The 19,762-nt window shown below is 70.7% G+C and carries 21 protein-coding genes; 5 read left to right on the top strand and 16 right to left on the bottom strand.

The genetic code is table 11. From position 1 onward, the window contains the following. Window positions 1-92: 92 nt before the first annotated feature. On the top strand, window positions 93-1,076 hold the full coding sequence (locus C4B68_RS02880) for an aldo/keto reductase (protein WP_099501230.1): 984 nt from the start codon (window positions 93-95) through the stop codon (window positions 1,074-1,076). 104 nt (window positions 1,077-1,180) lie between these two features. On the opposite strand, the gene C4B68_RS02875 is transcribed toward C4B68_RS02880, so the two are convergent. Further along, window positions 1,181-1,720 (bottom strand): DUF2238 domain-containing protein, encoded by a 540-nt coding sequence (locus tag C4B68_RS02875; RefSeq protein ID WP_099501228.1) that lies wholly within the window; start codon window positions 1,718-1,720, stop codon window positions 1,181-1,183. 385 nt (window positions 1,721-2,105) lie between these two features. Between C4B68_RS02875 and tgmA the strand changes: the two genes are divergently transcribed. Together tgmA and tgmB are read left to right on the top strand one after the other, a co-directional pair. Beyond that, on the top strand, window positions 2,106-2,297 hold the full coding sequence (tgmA, locus tag C4B68_RS02870) for a putative ATP-grasp-modified RiPP (protein WP_099501614.1): 192 nt from the start codon (window positions 2,106-2,108) through the stop codon (window positions 2,295-2,297). Window positions 2,298-2,312: 15 nt separating this feature from the next. Continuing rightward, window positions 2,313-3,269, top strand: coding sequence for an ATP-grasp ribosomal peptide maturase (gene tgmB, locus C4B68_RS02865; RefSeq protein ID WP_099501226.1), 957 nt, complete (start codon window positions 2,313-2,315; stop codon window positions 3,267-3,269). Window positions 3,270-3,299: 30 nt separating this feature from the next. Here the strand turns inward: tgmB and C4B68_RS02860 are convergent, their stop codons facing one another. Continuing rightward, window positions 3,300-4,895: a serine/threonine protein kinase gene (locus C4B68_RS02860; RefSeq protein ID WP_099501224.1), complete on the bottom strand. Its 1,596-nt coding sequence runs from the start codon at window positions 4,893-4,895 to the stop codon at window positions 3,300-3,302. 159 nt (window positions 4,896-5,054) lie between these two features. Continuing rightward, window positions 5,055-6,266 carry a 4-hydroxybenzoate 3-monooxygenase gene (locus C4B68_RS02855; RefSeq protein ID WP_240634158.1) on the bottom strand — a complete coding sequence of 404 codons (1,212 nt, stop codon included), beginning with the start codon at window positions 6,264-6,266 and terminating at the stop codon, window positions 5,055-5,057. A 301-nt stretch (window positions 6,267-6,567) separates the two neighbouring features. Between C4B68_RS02855 and C4B68_RS02850 the strand changes: the two genes are divergently transcribed. Next, window positions 6,568-7,035, top strand: coding sequence for a hypothetical protein (locus tag C4B68_RS02850; protein WP_099501221.1), 468 nt, complete (start codon window positions 6,568-6,570; stop codon window positions 7,033-7,035). Here the strand turns inward: C4B68_RS02850 and C4B68_RS02845 are convergent. The 12 genes from C4B68_RS02845 to C4B68_RS41670 form a co-directional block, all read right to left on the bottom strand. After that, the gene (locus tag C4B68_RS02845) at window positions 7,022-7,342 is read right to left on the bottom strand and encodes a hypothetical protein (RefSeq protein ID WP_099501219.1); all 321 of its coding nucleotides are present in this window, start codon (window positions 7,340-7,342) and stop codon (window positions 7,022-7,024) included. The genes C4B68_RS02850 and C4B68_RS02845 overlap by 14 nt on opposite strands. A gap of 141 nt (window positions 7,343-7,483) precedes the next feature. After that, on the bottom strand, window positions 7,484-7,699 hold the full coding sequence (locus C4B68_RS02840; protein WP_180289230.1) for a hypothetical protein: 216 nt from the start codon (window positions 7,697-7,699) through the stop codon (window positions 7,484-7,486). A 164-nt stretch (window positions 7,700-7,863) separates the two neighbouring features. Further along, complete coding sequence (locus C4B68_RS02835; RefSeq protein WP_099501217.1) at window positions 7,864-8,823, bottom strand: threonine/serine dehydratase family protein; 960 nt, start codon at window positions 8,821-8,823, stop codon at window positions 7,864-7,866. A 127-nt stretch (window positions 8,824-8,950) separates the two neighbouring features. Continuing rightward, on the bottom strand, window positions 8,951-9,301 hold the full coding sequence (locus C4B68_RS02830) for a UBP-type zinc finger domain-containing protein (RefSeq protein ID WP_099501216.1): 351 nt from the start codon (window positions 9,299-9,301) through the stop codon (window positions 8,951-8,953). Then, window positions 9,298-10,740, bottom strand: a complete 1,443-nt coding sequence (locus C4B68_RS02825) for an ATP-binding protein (RefSeq protein WP_099501214.1) — start codon at window positions 10,738-10,740, stop codon at window positions 9,298-9,300. The genes C4B68_RS02830 and C4B68_RS02825 overlap by 4 nt, the downstream gene beginning before the upstream one ends. Window positions 10,741-10,759: 19 nt before the next feature. After that, window positions 10,760-12,436 (bottom strand): NAD(P)/FAD-dependent oxidoreductase, encoded by a 1,677-nt coding sequence (locus tag C4B68_RS02820; protein WP_099501212.1) that lies wholly within the window; start codon window positions 12,434-12,436, stop codon window positions 10,760-10,762. A 189-nt stretch (window positions 12,437-12,625) separates the two neighbouring features. Beyond that, window positions 12,626-13,450, bottom strand: a complete 825-nt coding sequence (locus C4B68_RS02815; RefSeq protein ID WP_099501211.1) for an amidohydrolase family protein — start codon at window positions 13,448-13,450, stop codon at window positions 12,626-12,628. A 211-nt stretch (window positions 13,451-13,661) separates the two neighbouring features. After that, entirely contained in the window at window positions 13,662-14,462 is an 801-nt protein-coding gene (locus C4B68_RS02810) for an N-formylglutamate amidohydrolase (RefSeq protein ID WP_099501209.1), read from the bottom strand. Window positions 14,463-14,500: 38 nt separating this feature from the next. Further along, window positions 14,501-14,959 (bottom strand): cyclic nucleotide-binding domain-containing protein, encoded by a 459-nt coding sequence (locus tag C4B68_RS02805; RefSeq protein WP_099501207.1) that lies wholly within the window; start codon window positions 14,957-14,959, stop codon window positions 14,501-14,503. 76 nt (window positions 14,960-15,035) lie between these two features. Further along, window positions 15,036-15,425 (bottom strand): MFS transporter, encoded by a 390-nt coding sequence (locus tag C4B68_RS02800; RefSeq protein WP_373682214.1) that lies wholly within the window; start codon window positions 15,423-15,425, stop codon window positions 15,036-15,038. A 134-nt stretch (window positions 15,426-15,559) separates the two neighbouring features. Next, window positions 15,560-16,363 (bottom strand): VOC family protein, encoded by an 804-nt coding sequence (locus tag C4B68_RS02795; protein ID WP_099501206.1) that lies wholly within the window; start codon window positions 16,361-16,363, stop codon window positions 15,560-15,562. Between the two features lie 277 nt (window positions 16,364-16,640). After that, window positions 16,641-17,024 carry a hypothetical protein gene (locus C4B68_RS41670; RefSeq protein WP_167458998.1) on the bottom strand — a complete coding sequence of 128 codons (384 nt, stop codon included), beginning with the start codon at window positions 17,022-17,024 and terminating at the stop codon, window positions 16,641-16,643. A gap of 110 nt (window positions 17,025-17,134) precedes the next feature. Between C4B68_RS41670 and C4B68_RS02785 the strand changes: the two genes are divergently transcribed. Continuing rightward, window positions 17,135-17,761, top strand: a complete 627-nt coding sequence (locus tag C4B68_RS02785; protein WP_099501204.1) for a DUF6629 family protein — start codon at window positions 17,135-17,137, stop codon at window positions 17,759-17,761. An 86-nt stretch (window positions 17,762-17,847) separates the two neighbouring features. Here C4B68_RS02785 and C4B68_RS02780 read toward each other — a convergent pair whose 3' ends face one another. Then, window positions 17,848-19,749, bottom strand: coding sequence for an AMP-dependent synthetase/ligase (locus C4B68_RS02780; protein WP_099501202.1), 1,902 nt, complete (start codon window positions 19,747-19,749; stop codon window positions 17,848-17,850). Between the last annotated feature and the right edge of the window lie 13 nt (window positions 19,750-19,762).

Below are 19,762 nucleotides of genomic sequence, written 5' to 3'. Positions count from 1 at the left end.
GCTGCGGCGCGCAAGGAGAGCCCGCACGGACGCATGTGCCACGGCAGGGCGTTGACGTCCTGCCGGAGGGAGGGGAGGTGTCAGACTGAGGCATGGAAGAGCGCGTATTCGACAGATCAGGTCAGCATGCTTCGGTCGTCGGTCTCGGCACCTGGCAGTTGGGTGCCGACTGGGGCGATGTGAGTGATCGGGACGCCCTGGCCGTGCTGGAGACGGCCGCCGAGTCAGGGGTGACCTTCTTCGACACGGCCGACGTGTACGGCGACGGGCGGAGCGAGGAGACGATCGCCACGTTCCTGCGGAGCAGGCCGGACCTGCATGTGCTGGTCGCGACCAAGATGGGCCGCCGCGTCGAGCAGATCCCGCGGAACTACGTCCTCGACAACTTCCGCGCCTGGAACGACCGTTCCCGGCGCAATCTCGGTGTCGACCGCGTCGACCTGGTGCAGCTGCACTGCCCGCCGACGCCCGTCTACTCCTCCGACGAGGTGTTCGACGCCCTCGACACACTGGTCGACGAGGAGCGGATCGCCGCGTACGGCGTGAGCGTGGAGACGTGCGACGAGGCGCTGACCGCGCTCGCCCGCCCGAACGTGGCGAGCGTCCAGATCATCCTCAACCCCTTCCGCTTGAAGCCGCTGCGGCAGGTGCTTCCGGCGGCCCGGGAGGCGGGCGTCGGCATCATCGCCCGCGTACCGCTCGCCTCCGGCCTGCTCTCCGGCAAGTACACCAAGGACACGGTCTTCGCGGAGAACGACCACCGGACGTACAACCGCCACGGAGAGTCCTTCGACCAGGGCGAGACCTTCTCCGGAGTCGACTTCGCGGCCGGCGTGGAGGCGGCGGCCGAGTTCTCCGCCCTCGCCCCGGAGGGTTACACCCCGGCCCAGTTGGCACTGCGCTGGATCATCCAGCAGCCCGGCGTGACCACGGTGATCCCGGGCGCCCGCTCACCCGAACAGGCCCGCGCCAACGCGGCGGCCGCGAAGCTGCCTGAGCTGTCGCAGAAGACGCTGGACGCGATCGAGGACCTCTACGAGCGGCGGATCAAGGAGCAGGTGGAGGGCCGCTGGTAGGACGACCGACACGAGAACGGGTGGGCGCACCTACTGGGGGGCGCCCACCCGTTCGCGCTGCCGCTGCCTGCCGCTGCCTGCCGCTGCCTGCCGCTGTCCTGCTGCTACCGCCGGCCCGACGCCGCGAGTGCGCCGAGCTGCCGGTCGTGCAGGCGGCTCAGCAGCAGCACCGAAAGGGTGGCTCCGATCAGGGCGCAGAACATGTCCCACTGGGTGTCCCACACATCGCCCTGAGTGGCCAGGAAGTCGTCTGCCGCCTGTCCGCCGATCACCGCCGCCGCCCACTCGAACATCTCGAAGACCGCGCTGAAGGCGAGACAGACGCACACGGTCAGTGGAGCCGGCCAGCGGCTGCCGCGCAGCGGTGAGGTCCGGCTGAGCAACTCCCGCACCAGGATGGCGGGTACGAAGCCCTGCATGAGGTGCCCGAACCTGTCGTACGGATTGCGGTCGAGCCCCAGCCCGTCCCGCACCCAGTCGCCCAACGGGACCCGCGCGTACGTGTAGTGGCCCCCGACGGCGAGCACCAGTGCGTGGGCCGCGAGCAGACAGCACAGCAGGGTCGTGAGCGGAAACCGCCGCCGGGTCAGTACGATCAACGGCAGCCCGACCAGCACCCACACGGTCTCCCTGAGGAAATGGATCGGCGGTGACGCCGATACCGCGCCTCAGGCCGACTCACCACATCGTGGCGGGACGCGGATACCGATGGCGAGGGTGGGCCGACGCGTCACGAAAGGGTTTGCGCGCACCGGGAACTCTCCTGGGATCGTGGGGCGTTGGGGCTACGGAGAATGAAGCATTGGCCGAAGGTTCGGGCTGGCGAATCGAGCAGACAGACACGCGGAACCACTAGTACGGACGACTGGACCTGAACCAAGCGGACACACCAGTTGATCGGAATCGAGCAAGCGGGCAACGACGCGATGTGATGACCTGCAACCCGATGTGGCGAAAGTAATGAGTTTCTTACGGTCATGACACGTACGGGTGGGCGTCGAGCATCGTGAGACCGCGGAAGGATCCCTCGTGCGACCGTTCACCCTCAACTATGCCTTGCCCACGGGGCAGTCGGCCGCAGTGCCCCCGTACCACTTCGATGTGTCCCTGCAGTTGAATGTGCTGCCCGACGGACGCCCCGCGGTCAGCGATCGCGCGCTCCTCATGGCCATGGGCACCACGACGTCCACGGCCGGTTCCCAGACGCACTTCGACGACTGACGGCCGACCGAGCACATGACCGTACTCATTCTCACGGCCGAGCAGGACGTCACCGCCGACATGGTGGTGGCCAAACTGCATGAACGGGGCGTGCCCATGGTGCGCCTCGACCCCGCCGATCTGCCGGGAAAGGCGGTGCTGTCGGCCGACTACGCCCACGGTGACTTCGACGGCTATCTGTCGGTCAACGGCCATGTGCTCAGCATGGGTGGCCTGCGCTCCGTGTGGGTGCGCAGGCCGGGTGAGCCCGCCGCGCACGCCGCCGAGCCCTCGCCGTGGCTCACGGCCGAGACCCGTCAGGCCCTGTTCGGCATGCTCTACTCCGCCTCCACCCGCTGGATGAACCACCCGCGCCGTGCCGAGCAGGCCCGGCACAAGCCCTGGCAGTTGCGGGTCGCCCACAGCAGCGGCTTCGCGGTGCCGCCGACCGTCATCACGACCGCTCCGCGGGTGGCCCGGCAATTCGTCGAGGAGTACCGGGACGTGGTGGTGAAGTCCGCCTCGGGGCCACCGCCCGGCGAGCCGCCGGCGGCCCTGCCGACCACGCTCATCGGACCCGGTGCGGACTTCTCCGGGGTCGCGGCCGGTCCCGCGCTGCTCCAGCAGTACATTCCCAAGCGTGCCGACATCCGGCTGACCGGCGTCGGCACCCGCCTGTTCGCCGCCCGGAAGGCCGCCGTGCCCGGGCAGATCGACGGGCGGTTCGGCGACACCGGACACGTCTGGGAGGCCGTCGCGGTGCCGGACCGTATCGCCCGCTCCGTCCACGACTATCTGGCCCTCACCGGACTCGCGTACGCCGCCTTCGACTTCGCCGAGGACGAGGCGGGCGTCTGGTGGTTCCTGGAGGGCAACCAGGGCGGCCAGTTCGGCTTCATCGAGCTGGAGACCGGCCAGCCCATCGCCGACGAGGTCGCCCTCTGGCTGTCGCAGCGACGACCCGAACTCCGCATCCCCGAACGGCACTTCTGACGCCGAGGGGAAGGGGATTCGGGATCGCGGCTACGTTGCCTGAAAGGTCGTCAGGAAGACGTCCAGCGCTCGCTGGTTGCCGGAGGTGTTCCAGTCGTCGGCCGGGGTCGTCCAGCGCAGGGAGAAGCCCCGGTTGTCGCCGATGAGGAAGCCCCGGCCGAAGGTGCGCTCGCGGACCCCGTCGGATACGGACAGCCACTCCATGTCGGCCCCCTGGTAGCCGCGATAGTCCACGGCACGGATGTCACCCACCCGCTTGTAGCCCGCGGAGGCGCTGCGCAGGGACGGCTCCAGTTCACTCCAGACAGCGACCGGATCCGTTCCCAGCCGGGTGCTGTAGGTGACGGCCAGCGTGCGCGGGTCACCGCTCGCGCCGAAGGTGATCCGGTAGGACTGGTCGTCAGCGTTCTTGGTCCGCAGGGGTTTCCAGCCATCGGGGAGGCGGAGGGAGAAGCCCTCGGGCGCGCGGTAGAGGGAGAAGCCGGCCGTGGCCTTCTCCCCGCTGGTGGAGGAGGGGGACGGAGTGGGCGACGCCGGTGGTGTCCGCGGGGGGAGCGTGGCGACACCGGACGAGCCGGGCGACGGGTGGCCGGGAGCGGTCGGTGAGGGAGCCGCGCCGGATGCGGAGGTCTCCCCGTCGGGCAGTCCGCCCGCAGCGGTGAGCACGGCGAAACAGACGACCGTCACGGCCAGCGCCCCACCCACGAGCACGGGCGTGCTGACGGATCGTCCGCGCCACACCCGTGCCGATCGCCGGGCGATGACGCCGACGTCCAGGAAGAAGGGCAGGGGCGCCGTAGACCTCGCACTGGCGAAGTCCTCCTTGAGGATGCGGGTCAGGGCCTCGCGTACGACCGGCTCGGGCACCCGTTCCCCGAGATCCCTGCGCAGCAGACCCTGAATGACCGGACCGAGCGGTCCTGCGTTCAGCGGGGCCCGGATCGGCAGCCGGTCCACCGCGCGGAGTGTGGCGTCGAGCCGCCCACGGTCCTGGATGGGCGGCCGGCCCTCGACCATCGCGTACAGGATCGCGCCCAGCGCCCACAGGTCCGCCGCCGGTCCTGTGCCCTCGCCACGGGCCTGCTCGGGAGCGGCGTACGACGGCGCGGTGACGCGCGGCGAGCCGGTGGCCCCCATGAGGCCGAATCCGCTCACCGTGACCGCGCCCCGTTCGTGCACGCTGACGTGGCCGGGGCTGAGATCGCCGTGCGTCAGCCCCTTGCGATGGGCGGCCGCGAGGACATCGAGGATGCCGAGCCCGATGCGGGCCGCCCGGACGCAGTTCACGGGACCGCGTCCAAGGAGGTCGGTCAGCGGGTCGCCCGGGGACCGCTCCGTGACCGTCCAGACGAACTCGTGCTCCTCGATCACGTCGACGACCGTGGCCACTCGGCCGGGACAGTCCAGCCCCAGGAGTTCGGACTCGCGCAGGATCCGGGCGGCCCTGTGGCGCTCCGCCTCCTCGCGCCACTGCTCCGGGACCCGCGACCGGATCAAGGTGACCGGCCGGTCGAACTCCACGTCCTGGCCGTGCCAGCCGACGCGCCCCTCTTCCTGGAGGACGACTTCGAGCAGCCGGTATCTCCCGGCGACCAACTCGCCCGTAGAGTCTTGCACGTTGACCATGTCATCCCTCGCTGCGCACCGGGCTCTCACCTTTTCCCGGACATACGGAGGGTGTGACGTCGAGCACTCAACGGCCGACGGTTCCAGGGGCCTGTTTTCCCCGAACTTCCCTACGGGCGCCCACGTGTGCGAAAGGAACAGGCCAGCCGCCCGTGACGGTCAGAGACCCGTGCCCTTGCCGATGTACGAGTCCGCGAAGGTGGCCGCCGCGGCGGGTGAGCCGAGGATCCGCCGCAGCCGCGCGCCCGCGGCCCCCGCCCGGTAGCGATCGCCCGACGACGGCCCGTGCAGCAACTCCGCGAACCACTGCGAGAATTCCTGGTACTCCCACACGCGCCGCAGACAGGCCGCCGAGTAGTCGCGCAGCCCGCCGGCGTCACCCGTCCCGAAGCAGGCGATCAGCGCGTCCGCCAGGAGCAGCGCGTCGTACAGCGCCAGGTTCATGCCCTTCGCGGCGATCGGTGCCACGAGGTGCGCGGAGTCGCCGGCCAGGAACAGCCGTCCGTACGTCATCGGCTCCACGACGTAGCTGTGCATGTCGAGGACCCGCTTTTCGGTCAGCCGTCCCTCGGTGAGCGGTGGAGCCCCCGGCACCGACAGCCGGGCGTGGAGCTCCGACCACACCCGTTCGTGCGGCCAGTTCTCCGGGTCGTCGCCGGGTGTCACCTCCAGGTAGTAGCGGGTGACCTGGGGGCTGCGGGCCATGTGCGCGGCGAATCCACGCGGGTGGACACCGAAGACGACACAGTCGCAGGACGGCGGGGCCTCGGCGAGCAGCGCCAGCCAGCCGACCCCGTAGTCGTACCGGGCCATCGACCCGCTCTCCGGCGGCACGTAGGTGCGGGTCACTCCGCGCGCGCCGTCGCAGCCGGCGATCACCTCGCACACGATGCGCCGGCGCTCACCCGTGGCCGGATCCGTGTACAGCACCGAGGGCTGGTCGCTGTCGATCGCGTGCAGGGCCACATCCCGTACGCCGAACCGGATGTCGCCGCCGCGCACATCGGCGTACTCGCGCACCAGGTCGGTCACCAACAGCGGCTGCGGATAGACGAAGTGGCGGTCCCCGGTCAGCTCGGCGTACCCGAACCGGTGACGTTCGCCGTCGATCCGGAACTCGCACTCGCTGTGCGGCTGCGCCCGCTCCACCAGCCGGTCGGCCAGCCCCCGTTGGTGCAGGGCGCGCACCGCCCACTCCTCGATGAACCCCGCCCGGGGCCGCTGTTCGATGAACTCCCGGCTCTCGTTCTCCAGGACCACGCAGTCGACGGACGCGGCGCGCAGGATGTTGCCGAGGGTGAGACCGGCCGGTCCCGCGCCGACGATGACGACGGGGACGCGCTGTACGGCTGTGGGGGAGGGGGTGATCACCCGAGCATTATGACGGTGACCCGTCAACGCCGGACATCCCCCTCGGGCGGAACTCGTCGAGCACACGTTCATCGCACGGGGGCACGCGCCTCGCTTGCGTGGCGGTCCACCGCACCCGCTCCACGCAGCGTTGCCCTCGCTTTGACCGGCCGCGGGAAAACGCCAGGGCGCGCCACCCCTTCCGCCGCATAGAAATATTTACCACCATGCATATGCCCAGGGGCTGATGCGCCGTCGCGGGCCCGCTGGCTGTGTCTTTCTCCGCGTCTGCCGAGCGGAGTGGAATATCCGGGAGTGGGCCATGACGAACGCGATGTGGATGCAAAGCGTGGAGTGGCTGGCCGCGGCCGCCAGGGACCCCCGGGCGTGCAAATGGGAGTGGGATCACGGCAACGGTGGCGTGCTCCTGGAAGCCGGGCGCTTCTGGGACGTGCTGAGCGTTCCCGAACCGCTGGGCCTGCTCGCCCTGGACATCCTGTGGTGCGAACCGCTTCAGGTACCGGGGCCCACGCTGGTGGACTGCGCGGCCCACCGCGTCGGCTTCTTCCTGCCGCCCGATCCCGCCAGCCGCTGGGAGGGGTCGGGCCTGCGCCACCTCGGCAAGGGCTCGTGGGTCGCCGTACCGCCTCCGTACCGGTCCGCGGGATTCCTGGAGTGGATCATCCCTCCGGACGGGACCGGCGCCCTGCACCCCGCCCTCCCCCTGGAGCTGGCGCTGCGTCAGGCCAACGGAACGCTGGCCGTCCTGGCGCCGCTCAGCGAGGAGTAGTCCTCACCCAGCGCGGGAGGCCGCGGGGCACGGGAACCGCGGGCACGGGCCCGGGGCTGGGCTGGGGTTCGGATTCGGATTCGGGGTCGGCCTCGTCCGCCTGCGGAGCCGGCGCGGCGAAGGAAGCCCACAGCACCTCACGCGCCTCGCGACGCTCCGGGACCAGGCGGCCCTTGGCTCGCCACTCCACGACGAGCTGGGCGTAGATCGGCGGATGGCTCCGGTAGTCGTTGGTCAGTTCGGCGCACGGGCTGCCCGTGCGCAGACGGGTCGTAACGCGCCGCAGTGCTGTGTGAGTGCTGTCCATGCCGGGGCAACGTCCGCGTCCACGCCGGTGGTACGCGCGCTTGCCGCCGCCCACCGAGTCGGGTGAGTGCGCCCCCCGATCGGAGCAACGCCATCGCACAGCGAGGCCCCCGCGGGCGGGGTGCCCCAAGTCGTGTGACTCCTATGCGGCCCCGTAGTAGTGCGCCTGCCCCCCACGCCACTTCACCCAGGCCGGGTCGTCCAGGAGATCTTCCGCGTCCGGCAGGCCTGCCCGGCCCAGAAACTCCAGCAGGTCCTCGTCCGAAAAGGCCACGCCGAGATTCTCACCCCGCGCGGTCACCTGGCGGCCGCCGGTGCCCAACGCTGGATGCACGATCAGGGGTGCGCGTCCGGACATGTTTCCAGCATCGTCCTGAGTGCGGCGACGCGCATCCGGACGGGTGCACCCTCGACGGCAACCTTCCAGTGGTTGAATTCAGAATCAAGCGCTCACGCCTCGGCCCGTACGCGGAGGTGCTCCGCGGAGGTGCTGCGCACAGGTACTCGGCGGACCGCACATGCTCAGTTCAGGCCGAAACGCTCCGCCCAGGACATGACGTCTCCGGGGGCCGCGTTGCCCCCGCACAGCACCAGCCCGAGCCGCGCCCCGTCACCCACACGTTCCCGTACCCGCCGGGCCGCGGGCAGCAGACAGCCCGCGGCCGGTTCGGCCCACACCTTGGCGTGGTCGGCGAGGTCGAGAATGCCCTGGACCGCCTCGCGGTCCGGGATCACGAGCACGTCGTCGACCAGGGCGGACACATGGTCGTAGGTCAGGTGCGAGACGGCGGGTGCGCTGAGCGTGGTCACGATCGACGACAGTGCCACCGGTACCGGACCGCCCGCGGCCAACGCCTCCGACATGGCCTGCGCGCCTTCCGTCTCCACACCCCAGATCCGCACCCCGGGCCGCAGCGTGCGCAGTGCCGCGGCGACACCGGAGATCAGCCCGCCGCCCCCGATGCTGACGAGCACGTCGGTCAGTTCGCCGGCGTCGTCGGCGAACTCCAGGCCGACGGTGCCCTGTCCGGCGATCACGAGCGGATCGTCGAAGGGGTGGACGGGCGTCAGCCCCTCGTCCCGCAACCGCTCCATGAGCGCGAACGCTTCGTCCATGCCGTCGGTCAGTCGCAGGAGGGCGCCGGTCGACTCCACGATCTCGGCGGACCGCGCCGGGGCCGACCGCGGCATCACCACGGTCGCCTTCACATCGAGCGCGGCGGCCATCACCGCGAGCGCGATCCCGTGGTTGCCGCCGCTCACCGCCACGACACCCGCCGCGCGCTCGGCCTCGCTCAGCGCGAGCAGCTTTGCCGTCGCGCCACGCGCCTTGAACGACCCTGTGCGCTGCAGCAGTTCCAGTTTCACCGTGACCGGTGCGTTCAGCAGCGACGACAGCCCTGGACTCGGCACCGTGGGTGTTCGCACGACATGGCCGGCGATCCGTTCGGCCATGGTCCGGATCTCCGGGATACCGATCAAGGCAGTCAACGCAGTCAACCTTTCCGCATGGCCATGGCTCAACAGGGCACCCTGCCCAACATCGTCCGGCGCTGAACCCCGCCCCGCAGGACGTCCCCGCAGCAGCGCACCCCCGCAGCGTGCTCCCTCAGCGAAGCGTCTCGGCCCAGTTCGCCGGAACGCGTCCGGCCGGTCCGGGGGTGGGCTGGTCGGCCGGGTGGCTCGCCGGGGGAGCGAGGCCGGGCCCCGACTCGTACAGCTCGGACGTGTCGTAGTTCCAGAACCAGCTCTCGCCCGGCTCGAAGCTGCGGATGACGGGGTGCCCGGTGCTCCGCGCGTGGGCGGTGGCGTGCTTGGCAGGCGAGTCGTCGCAGCAGGCGATGTGACCGCACTGCGCGCAGCGCCGCAGATGGAACCACCACCCGCCGACGGCGTCGCACTCGACGCAGCCGGTGCCGCTCGGCGGGACGGTGGGGTCGATTCCGGTCGAGGTGGTCATGACGGCTCCTCGGAGGTGTCCGTGACGGTCAGCGGAAGACGTACCTGGAAACGGGTGTCGTCGGGCACGGACCGCACTTGGAGGCTCCCGCGGTGTTTGTTGACGACGATCCGCCACGAGATGTCCAGGCCGAGCCCGGTGCCCTCACCGACCGGCTTGGTGGTGAAGAACGGGTCGAAGATGCGGTCGCGGATCTCGGCGGGCACCCCGGGCCCGGTGTCGCGGAACTCGACGAGCGCCTGGTCCCCGTCGAGCGCCGTGCGCACCGTCAGCGTCCCCTCGCCGTCCATCGCCGACACGGCGTTGTCGATGAGGTTGGTCCATACCTGGTTCAACTCGCCCGGATAGGCGGGGATCTTCGGCAGCGTACGGTCGTACTCCTTGACGACCTTGACGCCGGGGCCCATCTTGCCGGAGAGCATCATCAGCGTGCTGTCCAGCAGTTCGTGCAGATCGGCGACCTGGTAGGGCGCCCGGTCGAGCTGCGAGTACTGCCTGGCCGCGTTCACGAGGTGCGAGACACGGGCCGTGGAGTCCTCGATCTCGTTCATCAGGAGCTCGGTCTCCACGGTGTAGTTGAGCCACCGGACCGCGCCGTCGAGGGACTGCTCGTCGACAGCGGCCGCGACCTGGTCCAGCCAGTCCGTGTCGAGACCCGCCTGCACGAACGTCGGTGCCAACTGCCAGCCGCCCGCGATGCCGTGGTCGTCGAGCCAGTCGGCGAGGGCGTCCTCCCGGTCGGACGCCTCCAGAGGGCTCAAGGGCGTGGCCTTGGCGACCTGTTCTGCCGTGCGCTCCTGGATCTCGACGAGGGTCTCCAGAGCGTCGCGCGCGTACGGGCCCGCCGCGATCATGCCCAGCTTGTGCCGCATGCCGGCCACCCGCTCGCGCAGCGCCGAGGTGGCCCGGACCGCGGCGGCCGCCGGGTTGTTGAGCTCATGCGTGAGTCCGGCCGCCAGCGAGCCGAGCGCCAGCAGCCGCTCGCGCTGACCGATCGTCCGCTGGGTCTTCTGGCTGCCGAAGAACATCCCCTCCAGCAGATGCACGGCCATGGGGAACCAGTCGCGCAGGATCGCCGAGAACGTCTGGGCGGGCAGGACGAAGAACCGCGAGGGCTCGATGACCCGCATGGAGCCCTTGTAGACCGCCTGGTCCTGGCCGGCCAGATACGCCTGCATGGCCCCCGCGTACACCCCGCGCTGGGAGCTGCGGCTGATCTCCACGTCGTCCCTGCCGACCAGGCGCGACATCACGACGGTGCCTTCGAGGAGCACGAAGAAGCAGGTGGCGGGCTCGCCCTCGCGGTACACATCGCCGGGCTCGAACATCTCCACCCGGCCTTCCCGGCACAGCCGGTCGAGCTGCTCAGTGTTCAGCTTCTCGAACAGGAACAGCGTGCTGAGCTCGGCCGCATCGCACGGCATCGGGCGCCCGCTCATGACCGCTCCAGGTACCCGCTCATGACTGCTCCAGATAACGGTGGACGAGCATGACGGCCATGGCTCCCTCTCCGACCGCGGACGCGACCCGCTTCGCGGACTCGGCGCGCGCGTCTCCCGCGACGAACACGCCGGGCACATTGGTCTCCAGGTGGTACGGCGGCCGGTCCAGCTCCCAGCCCGGGGGCGGCTGTCCGTCGGGCGTCATGTCCGGGCCGGCCATGATGAACCCGCGTTCGTCCCTGAGGACGGTCCCCTCCAGCCAGTCGGTGAGCGGGGCCGCGCCGATGAACACGAACATCCACTGCGCGTCGACGAGTTCGGTGTGCCCGCTCGCCACATCGCGGAGGGTGAGCTGCTCCAGATGGTCCGTGCCGTGCGCTGCCTCGACGACCGTACCGGTGCGCACCGTGATGTTGGGTGCCTCGTCGATCTGCTGGACCAGATAGTGGGACATCGATGCGGACAGCGAGGAGCCGCGGACGAGGATGGTGACGGACTTCGCGCCCCGCGCCAGGTACAGGGCGGCCTGCCCGGCCGAGTTCGCCCCGCCCACGATGTACACGTCGTGCCCCTGGCAGGCGGCCGCCTCGGTCAGCGCCGAACCGTAGAACACCCCGCAACCCGTCAGGTCCGCGATACCGGGCGCCTCCAACTGCCGGTACGACACACCGGTCGCCAGGATCACGGCGTGCGCGGCGATCGCGGAACCGTCGGAGAAGCGGATGGTGTGCGACGCCCCGGTGGCCTCGAGACCGGTCACCTCGCGCGCGGTGAGGATCTCGGCGCCGAACTTCGCCGCCTGCCGCCGCGCCCGGTCGGTGAGCTGCGCCCCGGACACACCGTCCGGGAAGCCGAGGTAGTTCTCGATCCGCGAGCTCTGTCCCGCCTGCCCGCCGGTCGCCGACCGCTCGACGAGGACGGTCCGCAGCCCTTCCGACGCGCCGTACACGGCGGCCCCGAGACCGGCCGGACCGCCGCCGATCACGACGAGGTCGTAGAACTCCTCCGTCGGTGTCGTGGCCAGCCCCACCCGCGCCGCCAGATCCGGGTCCTCGGGCTCCACCAGCGGCGTACCGTCCGGCGTGATCACCAGCGGCAGCCGCCCCCCGTCCTGCCCGGCGGCGGCCAGCAGCCGCTGCCCCTCCGGTGTGTCGGACGCGTACCAGCGGTAGGGCACCTGGTTGCGGGCCAGGAATTCCCGGACGCCCGAGGTGCGCGCGGAGTACCGGTGCCCGACCACCTTGCACATCGGCACGGGCCGGTAGTCGCTGGCCCGCCACGCGTCCAGGAGATCGTCCACGACCGGATAGAGCTTCTCCTCCGGCGGATCCCACGGCTTGAGCAGGTAGTGATCGAGATCGATCACATTGATCGCGTCGATCGCCGCGTTCGTGTCCGCGTACGCGGTCAGCAGCACGCGCCGGGCGCCCGGATACACGTCGAGCGCCTGCTCCAGGAACTCGATGCCGTTCATCTGCGGCATCCGGTAGTCGGCGAGGATCACCGCCACCTGGTCGCCGCGCAGCTTCAGCTCCCGCAGCGCGTCCAGCGCGGTCTCCCCGGATTCGGCGCGGACGATCCGGTGCGCCTCGCCGTAGCGGCGCCTGAGGTCGCGGGCCACGGCACGCGACACCCCGGGATCGTCATCCACGGTCAGAATGACGGTCCGCGCCGGACCGGCGGCCTGTGTCATACGCCTCCCACCCCGAGCGGGTCGGTGTCGTCCCGGCCGCGCGTACGCGGTTCGGCCGGTTTACGGCTCAATCGTATGTACGATCGGTCACCTTTGCTCGGAATCCGGGCGCTCACGCGAAGGGCGCGAGGGTGTCCGCCCGGGGCGGCAGGGTGTCGCGGACCGTGGGGCCCGCCCGGGGGCCGCGCCTTACGACTGATTCCCGAGGCGGAAGACGGACCGGGCGTTGCCCGACAGGAACAGCTCGGTGGTCTCATCGTCCAGGCGCAGGTCGGCGAGGTGCTCCAGCGCCTGAGCCGGCGTGATCATGGGGTAGTTGGAGCCGAAGAGGACCTTCCGGCGTCCCCGGCCGCGCAGATACTCCACCAGCTCGGGCGGGTAGCGGCGGGCGGTGTACGCGCTGGTGTCGATGTAGACGCGCGGGTGCTTGTCGGCCACCGCGATCATCTCCGTGGTCCACGGGTAACCGATGTGCCCGCAGACGATGGTCAGTTCGGGGAAGTCGATGGCGACCTGGTCGATGTACGGGATCGGCCGGCCGGTCTCCGAGGGGCGCAGCGGTCCGGTGTGCCCGACCTGCGTGCAGAACGGGACGCCGAGCTCGGCGCAGGCGGCGTACAGCGGGTAGTAGAGCCGGTCGGTGGGCGGCAGCTGCCACAGCCACGGCACGATCCTGAGCGCCACGAACCCGAGTTCCTCGACGGCCCGCCGCAGTTCTCGTACGGCGGCGACCGGCTTCGCCAGATCCACGCACGCCACGCCACGCAGCCGCCCCTCGGACTGGGCGACGAACTCGGCGACCTCGTCGTTGCTGATGAGCGGCCCCTGCGGCCCGTACCAGGCCGCGGACAGCCCGATCTCCACGTCGGCGGCCGCCAGCGCCGCCACCGTGGTCTTGACCGGCAGGGGTTCTTCCAGCATTCCCATGCCCGTCCAGCGGCGCAGCGACTCGAACATCTCGTGGTTGGAGTGGCGGAGGGTGGGGTGCTGCATCCAGGCGTCGACGACCGGCATGATTCCGTGCCTTCCCGAGTCTGTGGCTAAGCGGTTGCTTACCCCGACCCTAGGGGTATCCGCGCTCCACGGACAGGCCGTTGCGCGACCGGCCGCCGGAACGCCGACCGAGGAGACCACGGACGCGGGCCGCGCCGTGGTCTTCGCGGTGGCGCCCGACACCGTCTTCGGGTCGGCAGGGGCGAGCGCTTCAGCCAGACCCGCTGGCGCTTCACCCGCTGACCACGGCATCGACGAGAGCCGTCAGCGCCGAGGCGAGCCGTGCGAACCCCGGGCCCGCAGGCCCTCCCGGTTCGGTCATGTACGTGTCCCGCCGGATCTCCACCATCAGGGCGGTGACCCGCGGCTCCCTCTCGTAGAACCTCAGCGGTACGTACGCACCGGAGAACGGGCTGTCGAACCCCACATCGCCGAGGACCGCGAACGCCTTTTCCGCGAGGGTGACCAGCTCGGGCGGCGTGTGAAAGGCGTCGGTCCCGACGCAGATGTGCGGCCGCGGCCCGTCGCCGTGCAGCTCGTACGGCAGCCGAGCCGACGGATACGAGTGGACGTCGACGATCACGGCGCGCCCGGTGGCGGCTAGCCGGTCGGCGACCGCCGCCGTCATCGCCCGTGCGTACGGGTGGAAGTAACGGTCGATCAGCGGCCGCGGATCCACGTCCGCGGGCCGCAGGGGCCTGCGATGCGTGGTGCGTGTGTAGACCGCGCCCATCCCGACGGCCAGCATCTCCTCGCGCTCGTCGGGAAAGCGTTCGGGATCGATGACCAGCCGGGACAGCCGGTTGACGAACCGCCACGGCGTGCGTCCCGCCGCCTCGGCCACGGCCTCGGCCAGCTCCGCGGTGTGCGCGTCCGTGATGTGGTCCAACTCGCGCTCCAGCGCCGCGTCGTCGAGCACGATGCCGTCGCGCACCGGCACCGGGAGGTGCCGCGAGGAGTGCGGCACGTGCAGGATCACGGGCGAGTCGACCGCGCCGGGGAGGAGCTCGAAGGAATCGGGGGTGTCGTCCATACGAGATTCCTATCCCAGGCTCGATTCCTGTCCTGCCCTCAGCCGTCGCCACTTCTTCCGTGCCGCGCGTAGTGCTCGATCAGCGCCGCTCGCGTCGTCTCGAGCCGGTGGGCCAGGATGGCGCCGATCGTCCGGGTCAGGGACAGCTCCAGCGTCGGATCCTGGTCGCACAGGGTGCGTACCCGAGCGGCGTCGAACTCGTAGGCGCGTACGGGACTGAAGGCCTCGGCGCCGAAATCCCATGTGTGGGGCGGAAACAGCCAGGACCAGCCGAGCAGATCACCTGGCCCGAGGGTCGCCACGGAGATGCGTCTGTCCGCGACGACCTGCTGGTAGAGGGAGACCGTTCCGGAGCGGACCACCCAGAAACGGTCCGCGGTTCCGCCTGCCTCGAAGATCCTCCCGTCCTCGGGGAACGCGACCTCGCGGGCCACGCTCATCAGCCGTTCGCGATGTTCGCGGGAGAGGGCGGGCAGGAGCCGGAGAGCAGTGGACATCGCGGACCTCCATCGCACCGCCGCCATGACGCGCGGCTCGGCGGCACCTGTCGTACCGGTTGAATCCCATCACCCTCTATTGGAGCCCGATCCGCGGATTCCGTCGCGTCGTGGGCGGGGTGACTTCCTCCGGGCGCGTATGCGCCGGCCACGTCAGCACCGCCAGCGCCGCGAGCGTCAGCAGCCCCCCGACCAGGAAGGTTCCGCGCACCCCGATGGCGGACAGCAGGGCGCCTCCGGTCAGCGCGCCCGCCGCGACGCCCGCGTTGAAGGCGGCCGAGTTCGCCGCCAGGGCCGGCTCCGTCCGCCCGGGCGCGACGCGCAGCACCTCACTCTGCGTGGCCATGACGAAGGGGCCCACCGACGCCCCCAGCAGCATCAGCATGGCGACCACCACCGCCTGGCTGCGCCCGCCCGCGTACAGGCCCAGCAGGGCCATGGCCTGGGCCACTACCGGCACGGTCAGGCTCGCCCTCCGTGCTGCGCGAGGCGGAGCTGCTGGTGTCGCACCGGCGGGGTCTCTACGTCCTGTACGGGCGCACGGCGCTGGGGGAGGCGCTGGCAGCTGGGGGAGCAGGACGGGACGCGGCCTTGGAGGTCCTATACGGCGGCCTTGGAGGTCACGGTGAAGTGCGCCCCGTCGGGGTCGCTGAGGACCGCCTCCGTCGAGCCGACCCCCTGCTGATGGGCCGTGCCGCCGTGCGCTCGCGCGGCCCGGGCACAGGCCTCCACGTCGGAGACCGCGAAGTGGATCTGCCAGTGCGGCCGGATGGTGGGATCGGGCGCCGCCCCCACCGCGCCCGAGTGGATCCTGGCCACGACCTGCTCCTGACTGCGCAGGACGACCTCGTTCTCCTCGTAGCGGACCTCGCAGCATCCGGGGGTCGAGGATGCCCAGTCCAGAACCTCTCCGTAGAACAGGGCGGCGTCGAAGGCGTCGCGGGTGTGCAGCCGTATGAAGACGGGTGCCGCGCGGCGCCACGTCTCCCAGCCGGACACCAGTTCGCCCTCCCAGATACCGAAGACCGCCCCGTCCCGGTCGGCCAGCAGTGCCGCCCGGCCCGGCGGCAGTGAGATCGGGCCCACCGCGGTCGTACCCCCGCGCTCCTGGCTACGGGCTACCGTCTCGTTCGCACTCGACACGGCGAAGTAGGCGGTCCAGGCGACCGCCGTCCTGGCCACGAAGTCCACCTCTGAGAGCCCCGCGACGGGGACCTTGTCGACGCGGGCGATCCGGTACTGCTCGCCCATCTTGCTGTCGGAGTCCCACTCCCAGCCCAGTACGGCGTGGTAGAAGTCCTCCGCGGCCCGCAGGTCGCGTGTGGTCAGGCTGACCCAGCACGGCGCTCCGAACACCGACTGACTGGTGACGACTCCACCGTGGCGGTTTCCATAGCTCTTCATCGCCGTACCGTCCTGACGTCACTGGCCGGCAGCGGTCGCGGGTCGATGGCGCGGGTGCCTGCCGGAAGAGGCCCTCGGCATACCTCCGGGATCAGCCCAGCCATAGCCAGAGGAGGCCTCCCGTACCGGAAGGCCCCCGACGGCATCACTAGCACCTGCGTATCCGCTGTCCCATCAGCTACAAGCATCCCCCGCCTCGGCTCCCCGCGCACCACGCGCCGAGTCTGGCGTGGCCGCTCCCGGGGCGGGAGCGGCCACGCAGGGCTTTGTTGAAGCTTCAGGGGTTGAGAAGACCTGTGGCGCGGACCGTACCGGCGGATGATGAGGGCCGGGCGGCAGCAGGTCCGTCGGGCAGGCCGCGGGCCCGGTCGAGGCGGAGGGGGCGACGATGGGGACGACTGAGACCACCGGCGACACATGCGGCGCAGGAGACGGCTCCGGCACGGGCGGGGCGGGCGGCTTCGCAGAGCCGCGCGGGGCGGACGAGGGGAGCGGCTTCGTCGGGCTGCGGGCGGACGGCGCGGGTGGCGCGGGCGGTGCGCGTGGCGCCGGTGGCGCGGGCGGTGCGGATGGCGCCGGTGGCGAGGACGGTGCGGGCGGTGCGGATGGCGCGGTCGGCTTCGCCGAGTTGCGGGCGCGCGAGTTCGGCCGCGCGGCACATCGGGCCAGGCTCGTGTCCTCGACGGGCATCGCGGTGCGGCGGCCTAGCGTGGTGCACCGAAAGGCGCGATCTTGTGACGCCGGACCCCTGTTGACGCGGTGGGTGACGCGATGTGCTGGAGTGCGACGGCCGATCTGGCAGCAGGTGCCGGGATCGCCGCTGTCGGAGTGGCTTGTGTGACGCAGGTGCGCAGTTGGGGGGATCTCCCGCTGGCCGCGCTGCCGTTGCTGCTCGGAGCCCACCAGATCATCGAGTCCGTGGTCTGGGACGCGGGCGGAGGGACGGGTCCCGCCACCGTCGCCTGGGCTGTGATCGCCCTTCCGCTGCTGGCGGTGTGGGTGCCGGCGGGCGTGGTGTGCGCGGTGCCGGGGCGTGCCCGGCGCCGGCTGACGCTCCCGCTCGCGTCCGGCCTCGCGACCGCGGCGGCCCTCGCGTACGCCCTCGCCACCGGTCCCGTGACGGCCGAGATCCGCGGCCACACCGTCGGCTACGTCATCGACCTGTCCCACCCGGAACTGCTCGTCGCGGGCTACCTCCTCGCCACCGTCGGCGCGCTGCTGCTCTCCGGCGATCGCGGACTGCTGTCGCTCGGCGCCCTGGTGGCGGTGGGGGCGGTGATCTGCTGGGCGCTGTGGGAGCTGGAGTTCGTCTCGACGTGGTGCGCGTTCGCGGCGGTGAGCTCGGTGGCCCTGCTCGGATGGGTGCGTACGCGGGACACGGTGGCACCGGCGACCTGACTAGTCCCTCCTGTGTGCGGTCGAGGTCGACCGTGCCGGTCAAGGTCGACGCATGATCAATCCCGCCGCGACGGCGCCGGACCGGTTCACCGGAAAACGTTGTCCGAGTCCTCCCAGAGCGACGGCTCACTGGTCGCGTACTCCCGCGGAACCCGCGACGACCCCTGATACATCGCCTCGATCTCGGCGGCGAACCGCCGAGTGATCTCATCGCGGCGCAACTTCATCGAGGGCGTGAGCAATCCGTTGGACAGATCGAAGAGCTCCGGGAGGACGCGGAACACCCGAATGGATTCCGAGCGGGACACGGTGCTGTTGGCGGCGCCGACCGCGCGTCTGACTTCCTCCCGCAGTTCGTTCTCCTCGCGCGCGTCCCGGACCGGTGTATCACCCTTGGCCCGGGACGCACGCCAGTGCGCGACGAATTCGGGATCCAGCGTGATGAGGGCCCCCACGCAGGGCCGGTTGTCGCCCACCACCACGGCATGATGGACGAGCGGGTGGGCCCGCAGGCGCTCCTCGAGAGCGGCGGGAGCCACACTCTTGCCGCCACTCGTGATGATGATGTCCTTCTTGCGCCCGGTGATGGTCAGATAACCCTCGGAGTCCAGACGGCCGATGTCCCCGGTGGCCAGCCAACCGTTGTGGAACGTCTCCTGATTGGCCTGGACGTCATTGATGTATCCCTGGAAGACCGAGGGCCCCCAGACGAAGATCTCCCCGTCGTCGGCCACGTGCACCTCCGTGCCCGGCAAGGGCTGTCCGACCGTTCCGATCTTCCCCCGCCCCACCGGCTGCGCCGTGATGCCTCCGCTCGTCTCCGTCAGCCCGTATCCGTCGTGCACGAAGATCCCGATTCCCGCGTAGAAGAGGGCGAGTTCACGGTTCAGGGGCGAACCACCCGACACGGCGCCGCACACCCTCCCGCCCAGCGTCGCGCGCAGCTTCTTGTACACCGTCTTCTCGTAGAGGGAGTGCTGCAGCCGCAGGTCGAAGCCGGGGCCGGGACCGGCGCCCAGGCGGTGACGCTCTTCGGCGGCGGCGAAGTCCTGCGCGGTGCGGACGGCACGCTCGAACAGCGCCCCACGGCCCGTCTGCTGGGCCGTTCGCAGAAAATTCTTGTAGATCTTCTCGAAGACGAACGGAACCGCGAACAGGAAGGTCGGCCGGAAGGACCGGAAGGCCGCGGAGAGCGCCTCCACCCGCAGATCGGGTTCATGTCCCATCAGGACGCCGCCGCGCAGACAGATCCCCTGGACCAAGAGGCCGTACACATGGGAGAAGGGGAGGAAGGCGAGGATGGCGGGCTGCTCTCCCGGAGGAGCCGTCGTCTGTCTCCAGCCTGCGAGCAGCGTGTCGCAGAGGCTCGCCACGTTGCGATGCGTCAGGGCGCAGCCCCTGGGGTGTGCCGTCGTGCCGGACGTGTAGGCGATGACCGCGGTCGAATCGGGCAGCACGATCCGGCGCAGCGAGTCGACCGTCGTCGCCGGTATCGCCTGGCCCCGGTCGGCCAGGTGCGACAGCGCCCCGGTGTCCAACTGCCAGACGTGGCGCAGGAACGGGAGCTCGGCACACGCCGAGCCGACCGTCATGGCGCCCTGCTCGTCCTCGACCACCACGGCGACGCAGTGCGCGTCCTTGAGGATCCACCCGACCTGGTCGTGCGACGACGTCGGGTAGATCGGAACGACTTCCGCGCCCACCGACCACAGCGCATGGCAGAGCACGGTCCACTCGTAGCGGGTACGCGCCATGATGGCCACGCGGTCGCCCGGGCGTAACCCCGACACGACGAGCCCGCGCGCCAGGTCGGAAACCTCGTCCCACAACTCGACGGCGGTCACCGGCACCCAGACCGGGGAGGAGGCATCGAGGCGGCGCGCGATCTGCGGAAGGTGAGGGGTGCGGTGTGCCGTTTCGAGGAGACTGTCGGCGAGTCCCCCCTGCAGCGGTGTTGTCGCCGGTGGAGGAAGGTCGGACTGGTGCATGCGCCGCTCCGGA

The sequence above is a fragment of the Streptomyces dengpaensis genome, assembly GCF_002946835.1.
Taxonomy (GTDB): domain Bacteria; phylum Actinomycetota; class Actinomycetes; order Streptomycetales; family Streptomycetaceae; genus Streptomyces; species Streptomyces dengpaensis.
Note: the sequence above shows the minus strand (reverse complement) of the source record. Positions and strands in the feature narration are given on the sequence as shown.